At 72.7% G+C, this 17,520-nt stretch carries 16 protein-coding genes; 9 read left to right on the top strand and 7 right to left on the bottom strand.

The window, feature by feature from the left end; translation table 11 throughout:
- Positions 1-9: 9 nt before the first annotated feature.
- The 6 genes from ABEB03_RS40665 (at position 10) to ABEB03_RS40640 (ending at position 4,221) form a co-directional block, all read left to right on the top strand.
- Positions 10-534, top strand: coding sequence for a hypothetical protein (locus ABEB03_RS40665; RefSeq protein WP_345658057.1), 525 nt, complete (start codon positions 10-12; stop codon positions 532-534).
- Positions 535-663: 129 nt separating this feature from the next.
- Complete coding sequence (locus ABEB03_RS40660) at positions 664-867, top strand: hypothetical protein (RefSeq protein WP_095932753.1); 204 nt, start codon at positions 664-666, stop codon at positions 865-867.
- 200 nt (positions 868-1,067) lie between these two features.
- Entirely contained in the window at positions 1,068-1,739 is a 672-nt protein-coding gene (locus tag ABEB03_RS40655; RefSeq protein WP_345658056.1) for an HdeD family acid-resistance protein, read from the top strand.
- A 142-nt stretch (positions 1,740-1,881) separates the two neighbouring features.
- Positions 1,882-2,361, top strand: coding sequence for an SHOCT domain-containing protein (locus ABEB03_RS40650; protein ID WP_345658055.1), 480 nt, complete (start codon positions 1,882-1,884; stop codon positions 2,359-2,361).
- Positions 2,362-2,393: 32 nt separating this feature from the next.
- Complete coding sequence (locus ABEB03_RS40645) at positions 2,394-2,816, top strand: DUF7144 family membrane protein (protein ID WP_345658054.1); 423 nt, start codon at positions 2,394-2,396, stop codon at positions 2,814-2,816.
- 133 nt (positions 2,817-2,949) lie between these two features.
- On the top strand, positions 2,950-4,221 hold the full coding sequence (locus ABEB03_RS40640) for a diacylglycerol/lipid kinase family protein (RefSeq protein ID WP_345658247.1): 1,272 nt from the start codon (positions 2,950-2,952) through the stop codon (positions 4,219-4,221).
- 129 nt (positions 4,222-4,350) lie between these two features.
- Here ABEB03_RS40640 and ABEB03_RS40635 read toward each other — a convergent pair whose 3' ends face one another.
- From ABEB03_RS40635 to ABEB03_RS40610, 6 genes are all read right to left on the bottom strand, one after another.
- Entirely contained in the window at positions 4,351-5,157 is an 807-nt protein-coding gene (locus ABEB03_RS40635) for a thioesterase family protein (RefSeq protein WP_345658053.1), read from the bottom strand.
- An 85-nt stretch (positions 5,158-5,242) separates the two neighbouring features.
- Positions 5,243-6,622 (bottom strand): carboxypeptidase regulatory-like domain-containing protein, encoded by a 1,380-nt coding sequence (locus tag ABEB03_RS40630; protein ID WP_345658051.1) that lies wholly within the window; start codon positions 6,620-6,622, stop codon positions 5,243-5,245.
- Positions 6,623-6,747: 125 nt separating this feature from the next.
- Positions 6,748-7,368 (bottom strand): SRPBCC family protein, encoded by a 621-nt coding sequence (locus tag ABEB03_RS40625; RefSeq protein ID WP_345658050.1) that lies wholly within the window; start codon positions 7,366-7,368, stop codon positions 6,748-6,750.
- Positions 7,369-7,526: 158 nt separating this feature from the next.
- A complete protein-coding gene (locus ABEB03_RS40620) occupies positions 7,527-9,941 on the bottom strand; it encodes a xanthine dehydrogenase family protein molybdopterin-binding subunit (protein ID WP_345658246.1) in 2,415 nt (804 codons plus the stop codon).
- Positions 9,942-9,946: 5 nt separating this feature from the next.
- Positions 9,947-10,519: a (2Fe-2S)-binding protein gene (locus ABEB03_RS40615; RefSeq protein ID WP_345658049.1), complete on the bottom strand. Its 573-nt coding sequence runs from the start codon at positions 10,517-10,519 to the stop codon at positions 9,947-9,949.
- Entirely contained in the window at positions 10,516-11,385 is an 870-nt protein-coding gene (locus ABEB03_RS40610) for an FAD binding domain-containing protein (RefSeq protein WP_345658047.1), read from the bottom strand. Before ABEB03_RS40610 ends, ABEB03_RS40615 begins: the two co-directional genes overlap by 4 nt.
- A gap of 324 nt (positions 11,386-11,709) precedes the next feature.
- Here ABEB03_RS40610 and ABEB03_RS40605 point away from each other — a divergent pair, with 324 nt between their 5' ends.
- A complete protein-coding gene (locus tag ABEB03_RS40605) occupies positions 11,710-12,828 on the top strand; it encodes an XdhC family protein (RefSeq protein WP_345658046.1) in 1,119 nt (372 codons plus the stop codon).
- Positions 12,829-12,876: 48 nt separating this feature from the next.
- Positions 12,877-14,076 carry a TetR/AcrR family transcriptional regulator gene (locus ABEB03_RS40600; protein ID WP_345658044.1) on the top strand — a complete coding sequence of 400 codons (1,200 nt, stop codon included), beginning with the start codon at positions 12,877-12,879 and terminating at the stop codon, positions 14,074-14,076.
- Positions 14,077-14,385: 309 nt separating this feature from the next.
- On the opposite strand, the gene ABEB03_RS40595 is transcribed toward ABEB03_RS40600, so the two are convergent.
- Positions 14,386-15,765, bottom strand: coding sequence for an MFS transporter (locus ABEB03_RS40595; RefSeq protein ID WP_345658043.1), 1,380 nt, complete (start codon positions 15,763-15,765; stop codon positions 14,386-14,388).
- 180 nt (positions 15,766-15,945) lie between these two features.
- Between ABEB03_RS40595 and ABEB03_RS40590 the strand changes: the two genes are divergently transcribed.
- Positions 15,946-17,430 (top strand): aldehyde dehydrogenase, encoded by a 1,485-nt coding sequence (locus tag ABEB03_RS40590; protein ID WP_345658041.1) that lies wholly within the window; start codon positions 15,946-15,948, stop codon positions 17,428-17,430.
- Positions 17,431-17,520: the final 90 nt, after the last annotated feature.

The following is a 17,520-nucleotide window of genomic DNA, read 5'->3' as shown; positions in this document are numbered from 1 at the left end:
AGACTTTGCATGCCAAGGACCCGCCACGCCTCCGCAGCCCGCCGCGCCCGCAGAGCCGAGCGCAGGGCCCACGCCAACTACACGGGCGCCGTCTACGGATCCATGCTCGCCGCGTCCGTGGTCATCGGAGCCGGCACCCTCGGAGACTTCCCCATCGTCGAGCTGGTGGTGCTGCTCCTGCTCACCGGTCTCGTGTTCTGGATCGCCCACGTGCACGCCCAGCTGTTCGGGGCGCGGATGGCACAGCGCAGCCTCGACGGCCGCGTCGTCCTGGAGGTGTGCCGCGAGGAGTGGCCGATCGTCCAGGCCGCCGTGCCACCGGCCGTCGCGGTCGCCGTCAGCCCGCTGCTGGGGCTGGGCGTCCAGGGCGCCATCTGGCTGTCCGTGGCCGTCGCCGTGGCCGGTCAGGTCGGCTGGTCGGCGACGGCGGCACGGCGCGCCGGCGCCTCGTGGAACCTCGTCGCCGTCACCGCCTCGGTCAATCTGGTGCTCGGCCTCGTGATCATCTCGCTCAAGCTGTTCCTCACCCACTGACGTGCGGCGCACGCAAGAGCCGGTCCTCGTATCACCTGCACCGGGTGAGGCCGGACCGGGCGCCGGGAAGGAGGATCGATGGAAGGGCGCCGTCCGCCTGCCCCAAGGCCGCATGCGGGAGAGCAGCTCATGCGCTACGAGATCCGCGTCGAAGGACACATGTCGGAGACGCTGACCAAAGCCTTCCCCGAGCTGGACCATGTGGTGATGTCCGGTCAGACCGTGCTGTTCGGCCCCGTCGTCGACGAGGCACATCTGTACGCGCTCCTGGCCCGCTGTCAGTCGCTGGGTCTGCGCGTCGTGGAGATGCGCCCGCTGCCGGAGACGGAGTGACCTGCCCGCAAGGCCCGTCCTCCACGTCCGGGAGCGGGCAGTGCCCCGCTTCGGTGCCGTCTCTTCGGTGTCGCTCACAGATCACCCGCCGAGGGTGATCCGGAATCCGGTGGCCCGCGGGACGCTGGCTCGGCGAGGTCTCCGCACACCGCCCCGTCGGCGGGTCCGGAACGACCCGTTCGATCGCGCGAGGAGGAGCCATGACCGTTTCGCGTGGCCCGGCACCGCAGACCGGACCGGAACACATGCCCGACGGGGCGGCGTCCGACTCGACCGCGGACGCGGCGGAACTGCTTGCGGGACTGGGCAGTTCGTGGACCTGGATCCTGGGCTCGGCGATCACCACGCTGGTGCCGGGCGTCCTGATCCTCGTCTGGCCCGAGGAGACCCTGCACATCCTGGCGGTGCTCCTCGGCCTCTACCTGCTCGTCACCGGAGGGTTCCGCTTCGTGTCGGCCTTCTCCCGGCACGAACACGGCGAACGGCTCCCGGGGCTGCTCCTGTCGGTGCTGTTCGTCCTCGCCGGAGTGCTCTGTCTGCGGAACCCGATGCAGACCATCGCCGCGCTCTCGCTGATCGTCGGGATCGTCTGGCTGGTGTCCGGCATGCTGACCGCGTACACGGCCATCGCCACCAAGGACCTGCCGCACCGCGGGTTCGTCATCGGCGCCGCGGTCCTCGGCATCGTCGCGGGCATCGTCGTACTGGCCCTGCCGACCGAGTCGGCCCGCGCCCTGACCCGGCTGCTCGGACTGTGGATGGTGCTGCTCGGTGTGGCCGAGCTGATCCTCGCCTTCGCCTGGCGGGCGGCGCTGCGCAAGACGCTCACCGACTACCCGACCGGCCCCACCGGTCCGACCGCGACGGTGTGAGACCCCGGAACGCCGCACCCTCGTCACCCGTCGTGGAACGCACGATCACCCGCCTGGGGTGAGGCCGCCCGGTCCTGCCCCCGGCACGCTGAGAACGGCACAGAACGCCTGCCGGGCGAACGCCCGGGACGGAGGAGAGACCATGACCGCCCAGACGTATCTCGCGTACGACTACCCTCTGCTGAGCGCCTTCTGGACCATGCTCTGGTTCTTCCTGTGGATCATGTGGTTCATCCTGCTCTTCAGGATCATCGGCGACATCTTCCGCGACGACACCCTGGGCGGCTGGGGCAAGGCCGGCTGGCTGGTGGGCGTCATCATCGTGCCGTTCCTGGGCGTGCTGGTCTATCTGATCGCCCGCGGCAAGAGCATGGGCCATCGGGAGCTGGAGTCGGCGAAGGCTCAGCAGGGCGCCTTCGACGCCTACATCCGTGAGACCGCCGCCGGCGGCACCAGCAGCGTCGACGAACTCGCCAAGCTGTCCGAGATCCGTGCCCGCGGCGACATCACGGACGAGGAGTTCCGCCGCGCCAAGGAACTGGTCCTCACCGGCCACGGCGCATCGGACGGCACGGGCTCCGCGACCCCCACCTCCACCTCCACCTCCGCCTCCGGCCGCTGAGCGGGCCGGACGAGACGAAACGAGGCAGCAGGATGACCGCCACACACACCGCACAGGTACACACGGCCAAGCATCAGTGGGCCACGGGGCTCGTGGTCTTCGGGGCCGTCCTGCTGGCGATCGCCGGGATCCTCGACATCCTCCGGGGCATCAGCGCGATCGCCGAGGACGACGTCTACCTCACCACGCGCAACTACGTGTTCCAGTTCGACCTGACCGGATGGGGCTGGATCCATGTCATCCTCGGAGCGATCGCCGTGATCGTCAGCATCGGACTCTTCCAGGACGCGATGTGGGGACGTGTGCTGGGCGTGGCCGTGGCCGGGCTGATCATCATCTCCAACTTCCTGTCCCTGCCGTACTTCCCGGTGTGGTCGATCGTGATGATCGCCTTCTCGGGGTTCATCATCTGGGCCCTGTGCGTGGCACGCCCCGACGAGAGCGCGAAGGTGTGAGGGACCGGAGTGCCGTCGGCGCGCCGCGGTGAGCGGAGCGGACGGACAGGTGCGACGACACCGAAGGAACGCGAGCGCGCCGGACGCGTGCTCCACCACGGCCGTCCGCAGAGGGCGTGCCGGGTGGGCGCGTCTGGCGCTGCTCGCTCTGACGGCGGGTGTGCTGATCCCGCTCGTCGCGGCGGGCCTGCGGAGCGTGTTCTGGGTCCTGATCGGCGTCGCCGGGCTGGCCCTCGCCGCCGTCGGTGTGTGGTGGACCCTCGCCCACACCGGCGTCGTGCGCGTCCTCGGAGTCGCCCTGTCCGTCCTCGCGCCGCTGACCGTCCTGGTGCTCTACGCCGTCTCCGGACTGCTGGCCCCGGCCTTCGTCGCCCTGGCCCTGTGGGTGCTGGCCGTCACCGCGGCCCGTACGGCCCTGGCGCCGCTGCACACCGCCCACGTCCGCGAACGCACCCGCGTCGAGCCGCCACGGCGCCCCTGGATCCTCATGAACCCCCGCTCCGGCGGTGGCAAGGTGGACCGGTTCCAGCTGGTGGAGAAGGCACGGGCGGCGGGCGCCCACGTCGTCCTGCTCGGCGGCGGACACGAGGACGTGAGCGAACTGGCCCGGCGGGCCGTGTCCGACGGAGCCGACCTCCTCGCCGTCGCGGGCGGCGACGGCACCCAGGCACTGGTGGCCGAGGTGGCGGCGCGGCACGGCCTGCCCTTCCTGGTGATCCCGGCCGGTACCCGCAACCACTTCGCCCTCGACCTCGGCCTCGACCGCGACGATCCCGCGGCTGCCCTGGACGCCCTGACCGACGGCGTCGAGGTCCGCGCCGACCTGGGGTTCGCCGCCGACCGCGTCTTCGTCAACAACGTGTCCTTCGGGACGTACGCGGCCGTCGTCGGCGACCCCGCCTACCGGGACGCGAAGGCGCAGACGATCCTGGAGTCGCTGCCGGGTCTCCTCACGGGCGACGACGCGCCCCGGCTACGGATGCGCGCCGGCGACACCCGGGCCGAGGGCCTCCAGGCGCTGCTTGTGAGCAACAACCCCTACCGGCGCGCCGTCGACGCGGCGCGTCCGGGGCGACGGGAGCGCCTGGACTCCGGACTGCTCGGTGTGCTGGGCGTGTGCGTCGAGAACTCCGCGCAGGCGGCACGGATGGTGAGCGGGGCGCGCTCGCCGGGCTTCCTGCGGCTGACGGCCCCGGAGGTCGTCGTCGAGGCCGACACCGACACCGTCCCGGCGGGCGTCGACGGCGAGCACGTCGTGCTGCCCGCACCCGTGCTGTGCCGGATCGCTCCGGGGGCACTGCGGGTCCGGGTGCCGCGCCACCGACCCGGCACGCCGGTGAACAGACCGGCGGTCGACTGGCCGCGGGTGGTCCGCATCGCCCTGCGCCCGCTGCTTCCCGGCTGACCGGGCCTGCTCCGCCCGCTCACCGGTCCCGGATCCGTCCGACGGAGGGGACAGAGGTCCACTCCACTCCACTCCGCGCCCGTCGTCCGGTGCGCCCGCGACGGTTCATCCTCCGCGGCACCGGCGCGGTCAGTCGGCGGTGATCGGCCGGACCGTGAGGATCTGCTGGGCGTGACCCACCGGCCCCCGCACGTCGTGCAGGACGGTGCTGGTGACCCCCTGGCCCGTCGGCCCGAAGGTGACGGTGGTGTCCAGACCGGTCCAGCCGCCCTCGGGACGGTGGTGGAGGTGGACGGTCAGGTCGACGTTGGGATACATCCAGGCCGTCGGCGGCTGCCGTACGGCGATGCCGTTGGCCGTGTCCACCAGCGCGAGGTAGGAGGCGAGCGGGCTGCTGGGCTCGCCGGCGACGAGGTCGAGGGGCGTGGAGACCCAGGCGGTCGCCCGGCCCGGCCGTGGCGTGGTGACCGCGCGCACGTCGAGGGAGGCGATGTAGCCGCCCGGCCACACGTCGGACAGCCGCCGCCGGGGGAGGCTCTCGGGCGGGGCGAGGCGCTCGTCGGCACCGCCCGCGACGTCGCCGGTGTCGAGGGCCGCGAGGAGCCAGGCGCGGGCACGGACCACCGGGCGGCCGGCGATCAGCACGACGGCTTCGAGCAGTTCGATGGTGCGGCCGGGCCGGACCGTCTCCACGCGGATCTCGCACTCGTCGAGAGCGAGCCGCCCGAGGATGTCGTAGCTGATGCGGGACAGCAGCAGTCCGGAGTCCGCACGCGAGGCCGTGTGGCGGTCCAGGGCGTGCGCGACGAGCCCGCCGAGCGGGCTGAAGTGCAGTTCGTCGGGGTCCCAGGCGCCGCCCGCGTGGGCGGTGGGCTTGTAGCGGTGCTCGTCGATGCGCTCGTAGTAGCTGTCGGGGGCCGGGATGCCGGTGGTCAACGGACGTCTCTCCTTGTACGGGTCACAGGGTGTTGAGCAGGACGACGTGGACGGGGGCGCCGGGGACGGTGCCATGCGCCCATGTCTACCGCTCGCCGACCGTCCGCCGCGGAGCCGTCTCGCGCTCGTGCAACGCGAAGTCGGTGCGGAGGACGGCGCCGGCGCCGAGCAGTTCCCGGTGGGCCACCGGCCTGCGGCCCGCCGAGGACGCGACGACGCTGAGGTATCCCTCGGGGAGCCCGGCCACGGCGTACTCGCCGTGCGCGTTCGTCGTCGTGGACACCAGCCTCCGGCCGCGGGCGTCCATGACGGTCACCACGGCACGGTGCACGGGCCGCTGCAGGGAGTCCAGGACGGTGCCCACCAGGACGGGCTCCGGATCGCCGAAGTGGTGGGCGTGCACGGGAAGCGCGGTGGGCAGCAGCACCTCCAGCGACGCGTCCTCGCGCGCCGGCTCCTCGACGTCCGCAGGCTCGCCGTCCGCGCCCCGTCGCGCCGCTCGGCGGTGCAGCCCGGCGTCGAGGCACAGCAGTGCGACGCCCGCCGCGGTCCACGCGCACAGCACCAGCACGGGTTTGAGTACGCCGGCCCCGTCGAAGTAGAGCGCTCCGCGCAGGGCGTCCACCGCGTTGGCGAGGGGCATGACGGCGTGCACGTACTGGAAGAACGTCGGCAGCAGCGGTGCCGGAGCCACGCCACCGCTGGTCGGGATGCTCAGCACGATGAACAGGCCCATGCCGACGGCGGGGAAGTACTGCCCGGCGAACGGCGCCAGTCCGGAGGCGAACGTGGCGACGGCAGCCGTGAGCAGGAACGCGATCGCCATGGTCGAGGGAGCGTGCGGGAGGTACCCGAGTCCCACCCCGACGGCGTAGCCGATCACGCTGAACAGCGCCGCGGTGCCCGCGATCGTCAACAGCTTCCTGCGCCGGTCGAAGGCCACCGCCCGCAGCAGGGTCGTCGAGAGGATGTAGCCCGGGATGCTCCAGGCGATGCCGAAGTAGACCAGTGTCGTGCCCATCAGGTCCTTGTGCGTGGTCGGAGCCACGTCCACGACCGTCAGCTTCTCCCCGTGCCCGTGCTTCGCCGCGACCGGGCCGAAGGCTCTGGTCAGCGCCTGTTCGAGGGACATGCCGTTGGCCTTGGCCACGTAGAGGACCGGCCGGTCGCCCTCCGCGTACCCGGCCACGGCCTGCCGGTCCAGCACGGCCTCGCGGGCCTTTCGCGCGTCGGTCACGGCGGTGACGTCGAACCCGCCGGGCTGCTGTCGCCGCAGCGCGGCGTCGACCCGGCTCTCCGTGGCCGCGCCCGCCACCACGACCTTCGCGTGGTGCGGCTGCGGCGCGTGCAGCGCCGGGGCGAAGCAGAACAGGAAGCCGAGGAAGAGGGCCGCCGGGAACCAGAGCGCTTCGGCGAGGGCGGTGGCGAGCGGTGCTCTGCGGGGGAGCGTCGTCGAGGCCGTCACCGGGCCGCCTCGGCGGAGGGGCGGACGGCTGACCGGCACATATGCATTAATGTACGATACATCTAATCCGTCCGTGGTCATACCCGACCCCGGTGCCCCGGTGCCGGCGCACGTCGGCAGGCCCGTCAGCGCGACCGGCGCCTCAGGGCGCCGACGACAACCACGGCGACGACCAGGGCCGCCGCGGGGACGGCGGCCTTCCGCAGCAGCGCCGGCAGGACGGCAGCGCCCAGGTCCACCGCGTCGCCCTCGGCAGAGGCCGGGAGCGACGTCGCGGAGATCCCGTCGGTCGGGGCCGAACGGTCCGGGGCGCGCAGCAGCTCCTCCAGCCGGGCGGCGAACTGCTGGACGATCCGGTCGCCGACCTCCGCCATGATGCCCCGGCCGAACTGCGCGGGCCTGCCGGTGATGTCGAGCTCCGTGCGGACCCGGACCAGGGTCCCGGCCGGATCGGTGGCGAGCCCGGCGACGACGCGGGCCGCCGCCGTGCCGGCGCCGCGCGTCTCGCTGCCGGTGAGGTCGAGGATCATGGATCGGTCCGCCTCGTCGCGCGTGACGGTGCCCTCGCCCCGGTAACTCATCTGCACAGCGCCGACCTTGACCTTCACCCGGCCGGTGAACGCGTCGCCGTCGAGGGTGTCGAGCGTCGCCCCCGGCATGCAGGGAGCGACGCGGCGCAGGTCCTGGAAGAGCTTCCAGGCCTCGTCGGGCGTGGCCGGGACGGTGAAGGAGTGATCGAGTCGCATGGCGGGTCCAATCGGCGGTGGGTGCGTGTGGGCGGGTGTGTCCGCCGGCGAGTGCGGCCGGCGGTGGGCGTGTGTGGGCGGGTGTGTCCGTCGGCGAGTGCGGCCGGCGGTGGGTGTGTGCCGGCAGGGCAGTCCGTGGGTGAGCGCCGGCGGAGTCCTCAGCCCTCGCCGTCGGGGGCTGAAGCGGCGCGGATCAGGTCACGGACCCGGCTCGGGGAGAGCGGGCCGCGACGGACGACCACGCCGAGGGGGCGCAGCGCGTCCTCCACGGCATTGGCGAGCACGGCCTGCGGTGCGATGGCGCCGCCCTCACCGAGGCCCTTGACGCCGAGATCGTTCATGGGGCTGGGAGTGAACAGCTCGTCCAGATCGAGGTCCGGGATCTCCGAGGACGTCGGCACGAGGTAGTCCATGTACGTGGTGGTGCGGGGCTGGCCGTCCGGGCCGTAGACCATCTCCTCGTAGAGGGCGCCCGCGATGCCTTGTGCGACACCGCCGGTCACCTGCCCCTCGGCGATCAGCGGGTTGACGATGACGCCCGCGTCATGGACGACCACGTACTTCAGGATCTCGACCTCCCCGGTGCGCTCGTCGACCTCGACGACGGCGGCGTGGGCGCCGCTCGCCACCGCGAAGCCCGGCGGGCGGAAATGCACCGTCTCGCTCAACTCGGTGCCGTGCCTGCCGTCGGTGGGTTCGGGCGTGCCCGGCAGCGGCGCCTGCCCGGCCAGCCGGGCGAGTGTGAGGGACGGCCCGTCACCCGACTTGGGGACGATGACACCGTCACGCAGGTCGAGGCCGTCCGTGGGGACGCCGAGTCGTCGGGCGGCGGCTTCCAGGGCCTTCTCCCGGACGAGGCGCCCGGCGCGGTGGGTGGCATTGCCGGCGTTGACCAGCGCCCGGCTCGCGATGGTGCCGACGCCGAAGGGCGTCGCCTCGGTGTCGCCGCCGGTCACGTCGATGACGTCGAGCGGGACGCCGAGGGCGTCGGCGGCGATCTGAGCCATGGAGGTGCGGTGTCCCTGGCCCTGCGAGGGCGCGCCGATGGCGAGCTTCACGCGCCCGTTGGGTGCGATGTCCATCCGCGCCGTCTCGAACGGGCCGAGACCGGTCGCCTCGATGTACATCGCGAAGCCGACCCCGACGCGCCTGCCGCCCTGCGGGCCGCACCGCTGCCGGGTCCGTACCGCCGGCAGATCGGCTTTCGCGACGGCCCGGCGCAGCAGTTCCGGGAAGTCCCCCGAGTCGTAGGACTGCGGCTTGCCGGAGCGGTCCACCAGACCCGTCGCATACGGCATCTCGTGCGGCTGCACGAGATTGCGGGCCCGCAACTCTGCCGGTTCCAGACCGAGTTCGGTGGCGAGCCGGTCCATGGCCCGTTCCATCGCGAACACCGCCTCGGGGCGCCCGGCTCCCCGGTAGGGCGTGGAGAACGTGGTGTTGGTCAGCACACCCACGACACCGATGTCCGCGTGGGGCACCCGGTAGGGGCCGAGCAGATGGCACAGCGAGTTGTACGGAACGACCAGCCCGGTCATGTTGTACGCGCCGAAGTTGACGGTGATCCGGTCGCGTACGGCGAGGAGCCGGCCGTCCGCGTCGGCGGCGAGCTCGATGCGATGGATCTGCTCCCGGGCGTGCGAGGACGCGGTGAGGTTCTCGTTGCGGTCCTCGCACCACTGCACGGCGCGCCCGAGTGCCCGCGCGGCGTACGGCACCAGCAGTTCCTCGACGTACAGGATGCCCTTCTGGCCGAAGCCGCCGCCGACGTCGGCCGCGACGACGCGGACGGTCTCGGACTCCTGGCCCAGCGTGTGGGCGATCGCCTCGCGCAGCCGGTGCGGGGTCTGCGTACCCGACCACACCGTCAACTGCCCGCTGAAAGGATCGACTTGGGCCGCGACGGCGCGGGTCTCGATCGGGGACGCGACATAGCGGTGCGCGAGGAACTCCCCGCTGACCACCGTGTGGGCGGTGGCGAAGGCCTCGTCCGGATCACCGACCTTGGTGGCCACCGTGACCGCCGTGTTGTCGTCCAGCTCCTCGTGGAGCCGCGGGGCGCCGGGGGAGAGCGCCTCCTGCGGGTCCACCACGGTGGGCAGTGCCGTGTAGCGGACGTCGACCAGTTCGAGCGCGTCCTCGGCGAGGTAGCGGTTCTCGGCGAGTACGACGGCGACGGGCTGGCCCACGTACAGGACCTTGTCCGCGGCGAGCAGCGGCATCGGCGTCATCCGGACCAGCGGGTCGAGGAGTTCGGCGAGACCGGGCGGCGTGCGCAGCTCCTCCTTGTTGAGCATGGGCGGCAGCGCCGCCACGTCGGCGCCGGTCCAGACGGCGACCACGCCCGGAGCGGCGAGCGCGGCCCGGACGTCCACCGACTCGATGCGGGCGTGGGCGTGCGGGCTGCGCAGGAAGGCGGCCTGGAGGGCGCCCGGAAGAGCGACGTCGTCGACGTAGCGGCCGCGGCCACGCAGCAGCCGTTCGTCCTCGACCCGGGGCACGGGACGGCCGATCCAGCCGCCCGTCGCGGGGGCGTGCGCGTGCTCGTGCTGGTGCTCGGTGGTGCGGGGCATACGGCTCACTTCCCGAATCGTTCGTCGAGTGCCTGGCAGACGGCGCGGCGGATGTTGCGGTAGCCGGTGCAGCGGCACAGATGCCCGCTCAGGGCGTCCGCCACCTCCGGCTCGGCGGGGCGTTCGGCGCTCTCGGCCAGCGCGGTCGTCGTCATCACGAACCCGGGTGTGCAGAAGCCGCACTGCATGCCGTGGCACTCGTGGAACGCGCGCTGCACCGGGGTCAGCGGGGCGTCGTCCGGCGCGAGGCCCTCGACCGTGCGCAGCGCGCGGCCCTCGCACTGCACGGCCAGCGTGAGGCAGGAGCGCACCGGGGAGCCGTCCATCAGTACGGTGCAGGCCCCGCAGACACCGTGTTCGCAGCCGACGTGGGTACCGGTGAGGCCGAGTCGGTCGCGCAGGAAGTCGCTCAGCAGCAGCCGGGACTCGACCTCGGCGATCACGGGGGCGCCGTTCACCGTCAGCCGCACCTCGTGCCAGCCGGACGGCTCGGACAGCGGGGGCGTTCCCGCCGGGCGGGCGTCCGCGCCGGGCACGGGGGCGGGCGCCTCGGCGGGCGTGGGGGAGGAGAGGGTCATGAGCAGCGCTCCCAGGCGGTGGTGCAGGCGCGGGCAAGGAGGTGGGCGGCGCCTTCGCGCCGGTAGCGGGCCGTGGCGTGGATGTCGTCGGCGGGCGCGAGCTGATCGCGGGCGGCGACGGCGGCCGCGGCGACCGCCCGCGCGTCGACGTCGGTGCCGATCAGCGCCTGCTCCGCGGCGGGCAGCCGGACGGGCACGGGGCCGGCGCCGCAGAAGACGACCCGGGCGTCACGGACGGTCCCCGAGGCGTCCGCGCGCTCCAGGAGAACGGCCACGCCGACGGTGGCGAAGTCTCCGTGTCGGCGGGTCAGTTCCTCGAATGCCCAGCCGCGGGCCGTCTGCGGGCCGAGCACGACCTCGGTGAGGAGCTCGTCCGGTTCCACGGCCGTCTGGAAGGTGGCGACGAAGAAGTCCTCGGCCGCGACAGTGCGGGGACCGCGCGGTCCGTCGACGACGAAGCGGGCGTCCAGAGCCAGCGCGGCCGTGGGCAGTTCGGCGGCCGGGTCGTGGTGGGCGAGACTGCCGCACACGGTGCCGCGGTGGCGAATCTGCGGATGCCCGATGTGCCCGATCGCGGCCGCCAGCAGGGGCCAGCCGTCGCGTACGGCGGGGTCGTCGGCGACCGTGCTCTGGCGGACGGCGGCTCCGATGTGCAGCGCACCCGCCGCATCCACGGCGAGCCGGTCGAGTCCCGGAACGCGCGTGATGTCGACGAGGACCTCGGGCCGGGCGAGCCGCATGCTGAGCATCGGGATCAGGGACTGGCCGCCCGCCACGATCTTCGCCTCGCGCTCCTCGTCGGCGAGGAGCGCGAGCACGTCGGCGACGCGGCGCGGAGCGATGTAGTCAAAGGGTGCTGGTTTCAACTGGTTCCCATCACTCTCGGTCGTCGCCGTCCGGCGAGGGGAGGCCGGCGGCGCGGGCAGGGGGACGGCATGGTCACGGGGGTCGCGGTTCGTACGGACGAACCGCACGAGCGGCGCGCAGGTGCGGACCGCACGGGCGAACGCACGGACGAACCGCACGGACGAACCGCACGGACGAACCGCACGGACGAACCGCACGGACACGTGGGTGCGCGGACCGTCGAGACCGGGATCCACATCTATCTAATGCCTGAAATGATTTACACTAAAGTTTCTTCTTGGCAAGAGGGTGACGCCGATTCGAGATGCTTCGAGGTGAGCGGCATGAGACATCTGCTGGACCAGGCGGCCGAGTGGCAGCGCATCGGGACCCGCTTCGCGATGGCCACCGTGATCCGTGCCCAGGGCTCGTCCCCGCACGGGGTGGGCGCCTCGATGCTGGTCTCCGAGGACGGCCGGGTGGTCGGGAGCGTGTCCGGCGGCTGTGTCGAGGCCGCCGTGTGCGCGGCGGCCGAGGGCGTGCTGGCCGGTGGCCCCCCGGTCGGCGAGCGTTACGGCGTCGACGACGGCGACGCCTTCGCCGTCGGGCTGACCTGCGGCGGCACCATCGACGTCTTCGTCAGGGAGGTGGGCCCCGAGATCCCCATGGCGCGCCTGGCCGCGAGCGTCGCCACGGGCGAGCCGGTCGCGTTGGCGACGATGGTGACCGCAGGCGCCACGGCCGGGACGGGCATCGTCGTCGGGCGCGACTGGACGGCGGGGGCACTCGGCGATGCCGTCCTCGACCGGGCGGTGCCTCACGCCGTGCGGTCGATGCTGGCCCGGGGGGTGAGCGGACCGGTGAGCCTCGGCGAAGGGGACGTCGGCGCGGACGGCCTCGGCCCCGGATGCGTGCCGCAATGCGAGCTCATGGTGCAGTCGTACGCGGATCCGCCACGTCTGCTGATCTTCGGCGCGGCCGAGTTCGCGCGCCCGCTCGCCCGCTTCGGGGCTCTGCTCGGCCACCGGGTCACCCTGTGCGACGCCCGGCCCGCTTTCGCCGATCCGGAGCGCTTCCCCGGCGCCCACGAGGTCGTCGTGGACCGGCCCGACCGGTGGCTCGCCGCACGGGCGGACCAGGTCGGCCCGACCACCGCGATCTGCGTGCTCACCCACGACGCCAAGTTCGACGTGCCGCTGCTCGAACTGGCGCTGCGCGGACCGGCCGGCTACATCGGTGCCATGGGGAGCAGGCGCACGCACGAGGACAGGCTGGAGCGGCTGCGCGAGGCGGGTCTGGGCGAGGCGGAGCTGGCCCGGCTGCGCTCCCCGATCGGCCTGGACCTGGGCGGATACGGGCCGGAGGAGACGGCCCTGTCCGTCGTCGCGGAGATCGTCGCGCTCCGTCGCGGCGGCAGCGGGCTCCCGCTCACGGACTGCAACGGTCCTGTGCACCGTGTGTAACGGCTTTTGAACGACTGTTTTCATGAACGCTCGTTTAATCTGAGCGACGTGGATTCCGAACCGGTGCGATCACGCCGCGGCCGTGCGCACGACCCCGAGGGCAACCGCAGAGCCGTCCTGGACGCCGCCCGTCGGCTGTTCTCCGCGCACGGCTACGCGGGTGCCGGGATCCGGGCCATCGCGGCCGAGGCGGGCGTGACCCCGGGCCTGGTCATGGCGTACTTCGGCACCAAGGACGGGCTGTTCCTGGAGGCGGTGGGGGCGGGCACGGGCGTCACCGGCGCCGTGCTCGATGCCGTCGCGAACGACCCGGACCAGCTGCCGCGGGCCCTCGCCCACGCCTACCTGGAGCGGTGGGACCGCCTGCCCGACCAGGATCCGTGGCCCGCGCTCATCCGCTCGGCGCTCTCCCATCCGCCCAGCGCCGAACTGTTCCGCGGCATCCTGGACCAGCAGGTGAGCGAACCGCTCGTCCGTCTGATCGGGGAGTCCGCCCGCTCCGACGTCCGGCTCGCGATGGTCCGCAGCATTCTCTTCGGCGTGATCATGGAGCGGTACATGTTCGCCCATGAGCCGGCCCGCTCGGTGCCGACGGAGCGGCTCGAAGCCGCGCTGGCGGATGTGCTCGCGACCGCCGTCGGGGCCCGGGGGGCCACATCTGAGGCCGGATCCGCCGGGTCGGCACGCGCCGATGCCGGTCCCGTGCGTGCGGACGCCGGGCCTGTGCGTGCGGACGCCGGGCCGACGGTCGGGGCTCCGGCTCCCGAGGAGCTCTTCGGACCGCTCCAGGCCTGTCTCCAGCGCTACCGGGCGCTGACCGGGGCCGTCGTGAAGGACTTCGGAATCGGCGTGGCCGCTTCCGAGGTGCTCGACGCGCTGCGGCGGGCGGGGGCGCCGTACCGGCGGACGATGGGGGAGGTAGCGGGTGTCGTCTCCCTGAGCCAGGGCGGACTGACGATGCAGGCGGACCGTCTGGCCGAGTCCGGGCTGATCGAGCGGGAGCGGGACGGCCGGGACCGGCGGATCGTCCGTCTGCGGCTCACGCCCGCCGGGCTGGACCTGGCCGCGCGGGTGGCCGACGCCCGCGCCGCGGGCGAACGGGAGATGCTGGCCGGGCTCGGCGCCGCCGAACAGGCTCGGCTGAGGGACCTGCTCGCCCTGCTGGGCCGCTCGCTGGACGAGGCGGGACCGGAGCATGCCGAGCAACGGACGAGGCCGACGGACGCGGCGCAGCCGGAGGGCGCGTAGCCCCGGAGGGGCCGGAGCCGCAGGGCCCGTGCTGCCGGGCTGGCCCGAGCCGTCGGGTGCACCGTTTCTCACGCGAGGGCCCTGGCACCGGAGGCCTTTCCCGGGCGGTCGGGAAGGCGCCTGGCATCGGAAGCCTCTTTCGGGCCGCGGGGAAGGCCCCTGGCACCAGAAGCCTTTCCTGGGCCGTGGAGAAGGCCCCTGGCACCGGAAAGGCCCCCCGGGCTTCGGGTCTCCGACGCCCGGGGCTCCCCGATCCGTGCGGTACGGAGCGGGGAGCCTCGGGCTGCGGCGCCGATGGGGACGCGCGGCTCAGGAGTTGAGCTCCTCCAGCGTCCGGCCCTTCGTCTCGACGGCGAACAGGGCGATGACCGCACCCGCCGCCGCGACGCAGGCGAGCTGGGTGAAGACCAGCGCCAGGCTGCCGCCCGCACCGAGGATCGCGCCGACGGTGATCGGTCCGAGGATGACGCCCGCGCGGTTCCACAGTCCGCCGAAGGCGGCGCCCTTGGCGCGGTTGCGAGTCGGGTACAGCTCGGGGGAGTACAGGTAGAGCCCCGCGTTGATCGCGTACACGAAGAACGTCGTGCAGGACGCGAACACCGCGACCTGACCGCCGGAGACGGCTCCGGTCACGGCGAGGGTGCCCAGTGACAGCGCGGTGCCGCCGAGCGCGGCCACCAGGGCCGGGCGCCGGCCGACGCGGTCGATGGCGAGCGCGACCACGAGCGTGCCGAGCAGGCCGGTGACGTTGCTGAGCAGGGTGTAGACGAGCGCGGTCGTCAGGTCCAGGCCGAAGTTCTTGGTGTAGAGGGACGGCAGCCAGGTGGAGATGCCGTGGTTGACGTAGTACGCGACGAACCACAGGCCCGAGACGACGGCCGTGCGGCGCAGATAGCGTCCCTTGAAGAGCTCCGACAGCCGTCCCCGGGAGGTCTCCTCCTCCGTGGCCGTACCGGCGGTCGGCTCCGGCAACGGCTCGCCCGTGGAATTTGACACCTCCGCCTCGATCCGCGCGAGGACCTCCTCGGCCTCCTGCGTGCGGCCGCGGGCCAGCAGCCAGCGCGGCGACTCGGCGACGTGCTTGGGGAGGGCGGCGGCGATCAGGACGGGCAGCGCACCGAGCACGAACATCGCCCGCCAGCCGAGATGGGGCACCACCCACACGGCGACCAGGGTCGCGGCGGCCAGACCGGCCGGGAAGATCATCTCGTAGAGCAGGACGAAACGGCCGCGGCGGTCCGAGCGCGCGATCTCGTTGATGTAGGTGGCGGCGACGGGGACGACGCCGCCGATGCCGAGGCCCTGGACGAACCGGAAGAGCGCGAACAGTTCGATGCCGTTCGAGAAGGCGACGGCGAGGCTGGCGACTGCGGTGACCGCGACCCCCAGCGCGACGGTGCGCACCCGGCCGATCCGGTCGCCCAGCGATCCGGCGCCCAGGGCGCCGAGCAGCATGCCGACCGAGCCGGCGGTCACGGCGAAGGTGGCCTGTCCTGTCGTCAGGTGCCAGTCCCGCATCAGAACGGGGAGTGCGGAGGCGGCGAGCAGCTGGTCGAACGCCTCGAAGAAGGTGACGGCGCCGATCAGGAAGCGGACCTTGACGTGCCAGCGGGAGTGCGGCAGTCGTTCGAGCCGTGCGGCTATTGATCCCGCTGTTCCCACGGCGGGCCGGCCGGCCACAGTCGTCATGGAGGTTCCTTCCGCGAACAGAGAAGTTGCGGAGACAGTAGGAGTAGTTACCTAAGTGGTCAATGGTTAAGAGCAAAGATACTTTTCGTCGCCGCAGGTCTTGCCAGCCAAATACTTAAGCCCTTAGATTTCAAGCGCTCAGAATCAACCCCACTTGCTCACCGGTCCGGGAGGTCCGCCGTGCCTCGTTTCTCCACCGACATCCTCATCGGAGGGCAGTGGCGCCCGGGTGCGGGCGCCACGGTCGAGACCGTGGACCCGGCCACCGGCCGGGTTCTCGCCACCGTTCGCACGGCCTCGGTGGACGAGGTGGACGAGGCGGCCCGGGCCGGCGCGCGAGCCGCCGCCGATCCGGCCTGGCGCGACCTGCCGCCCCACCGGCGCGCCCTGTTGCTGCACCGCGTCGCCGAGCTGATCGAGGCGGCCGCGGACGAGCTGTCCGCGGTGCAGACCGCCGACACCGGCAAGACCCTCGCCGAGACGAAGGCCCTCGCGCTGAGCGCGGCCGCGACCTTCCGCTACACCGCGGCCGCCCTGGAGACCGCCGAGGACGCCCTCACCCCGTCGCGCGGCGACTACGTCACGATGAGCGTGCACGAGCCGATCGGCGTCGTCGCGGCCATCAACCCGTGGAACTCGCCGGTCGCCAGCGATGCGCAGAAGATCGCCCCCGCGCTCGCCGCCGGCAACGCCGTCCTGCTCAAGCCCGCGGCCTGGACGCCGCTGGTGTCCCTCGTGCTCGGACGGATCGTCACCCGCGCGCTGGACGAATTCGGGCTGCCGACCGCGTTGTTGTCGGTGCTGCCGGGCAGCGGCCGGACGGTCGGCGACGCGATCGCCACCCACCCCCTGGTCGGCCGCATCGGCTTCACGGGCGGCACGGACACCGGCCGCGCCATCGCCGCGGTCGCCGCCGCCAAGCTGGTTCCCGCCTCGCTCGAACTGGGCGGCAAGTCACCGACCATCGTCCGGGCCGACGCCGACGTCCAACAGGCCCTGGCCGGCGTGATGTTCGGGATCTTCTCGTCCAGCGGCCAGTCCTGCATCGCCGGGTCGCGGCTGTTCGTCGCCCGAGAGATCTACGACGACTTCGTCGGCGAACTCGTCGAGCGGGTGCGCAAGTTGCGCGTCGGGCCCGGCACCGCACCCGGCACCCAGGTCGGCCCGCTGGTCCACCACCGTCACCGGGACGCCGTCGCCGCGTATGTGGACCTCGCACGCGAGGAGGGCGGCCGGATCCTGTGCGGCGGTGCCGCACCCGAGGGCGAGGAGTACCGGGACGGCGCGTACTACCTGCCGACGGTCATCGACGGCCTCCCCAACGACGCCCGGGTGTGCCAGGAGGAGATCTTCGGCCCGGTGCTGATCGCCCTGCCCTACGACGACGAGGACGACCTGGTCCGCCAGGCGAACGACTCCGTGTACGGACTGGCCTGCGGCATCTGGACCCGGGACCACCGGGCCGCCTGGCGCCTGGCGCGCCGTGTCGACGCGGGCACGGTCTGGATCAACACGTACAAGCAGTTCAGTATCTCCACCCCGTTCAGCGGGATGAAGGACAGCGGCCTCGGCACCGAGAAGGGCCGTGACGCGATCCGTGCCTACCAGCGGCAGAAGTCCCTGTACTGGGGCACCTCCGGCACACCGCTGCCGTGGGCCGGATGACGTCTGCCCCGCCGTGAGCCGGACGGCGCCCGCGCCCACCCCGCTCGTCCCGAACGACTCCATCCCCTCGCACCCCTGTCCCCGGAGACG

It is taken from the genome of Streptomyces siamensis, from assembly GCF_039543605.1.
Taxonomy (GTDB): domain Bacteria; phylum Actinomycetota; class Actinomycetes; order Streptomycetales; family Streptomycetaceae; genus Streptomyces; species Streptomyces siamensis.
The sequence above is the reverse complement of the archived record's forward strand: the minus strand, read 5'-3'. Positions and strand labels throughout refer to the sequence as shown.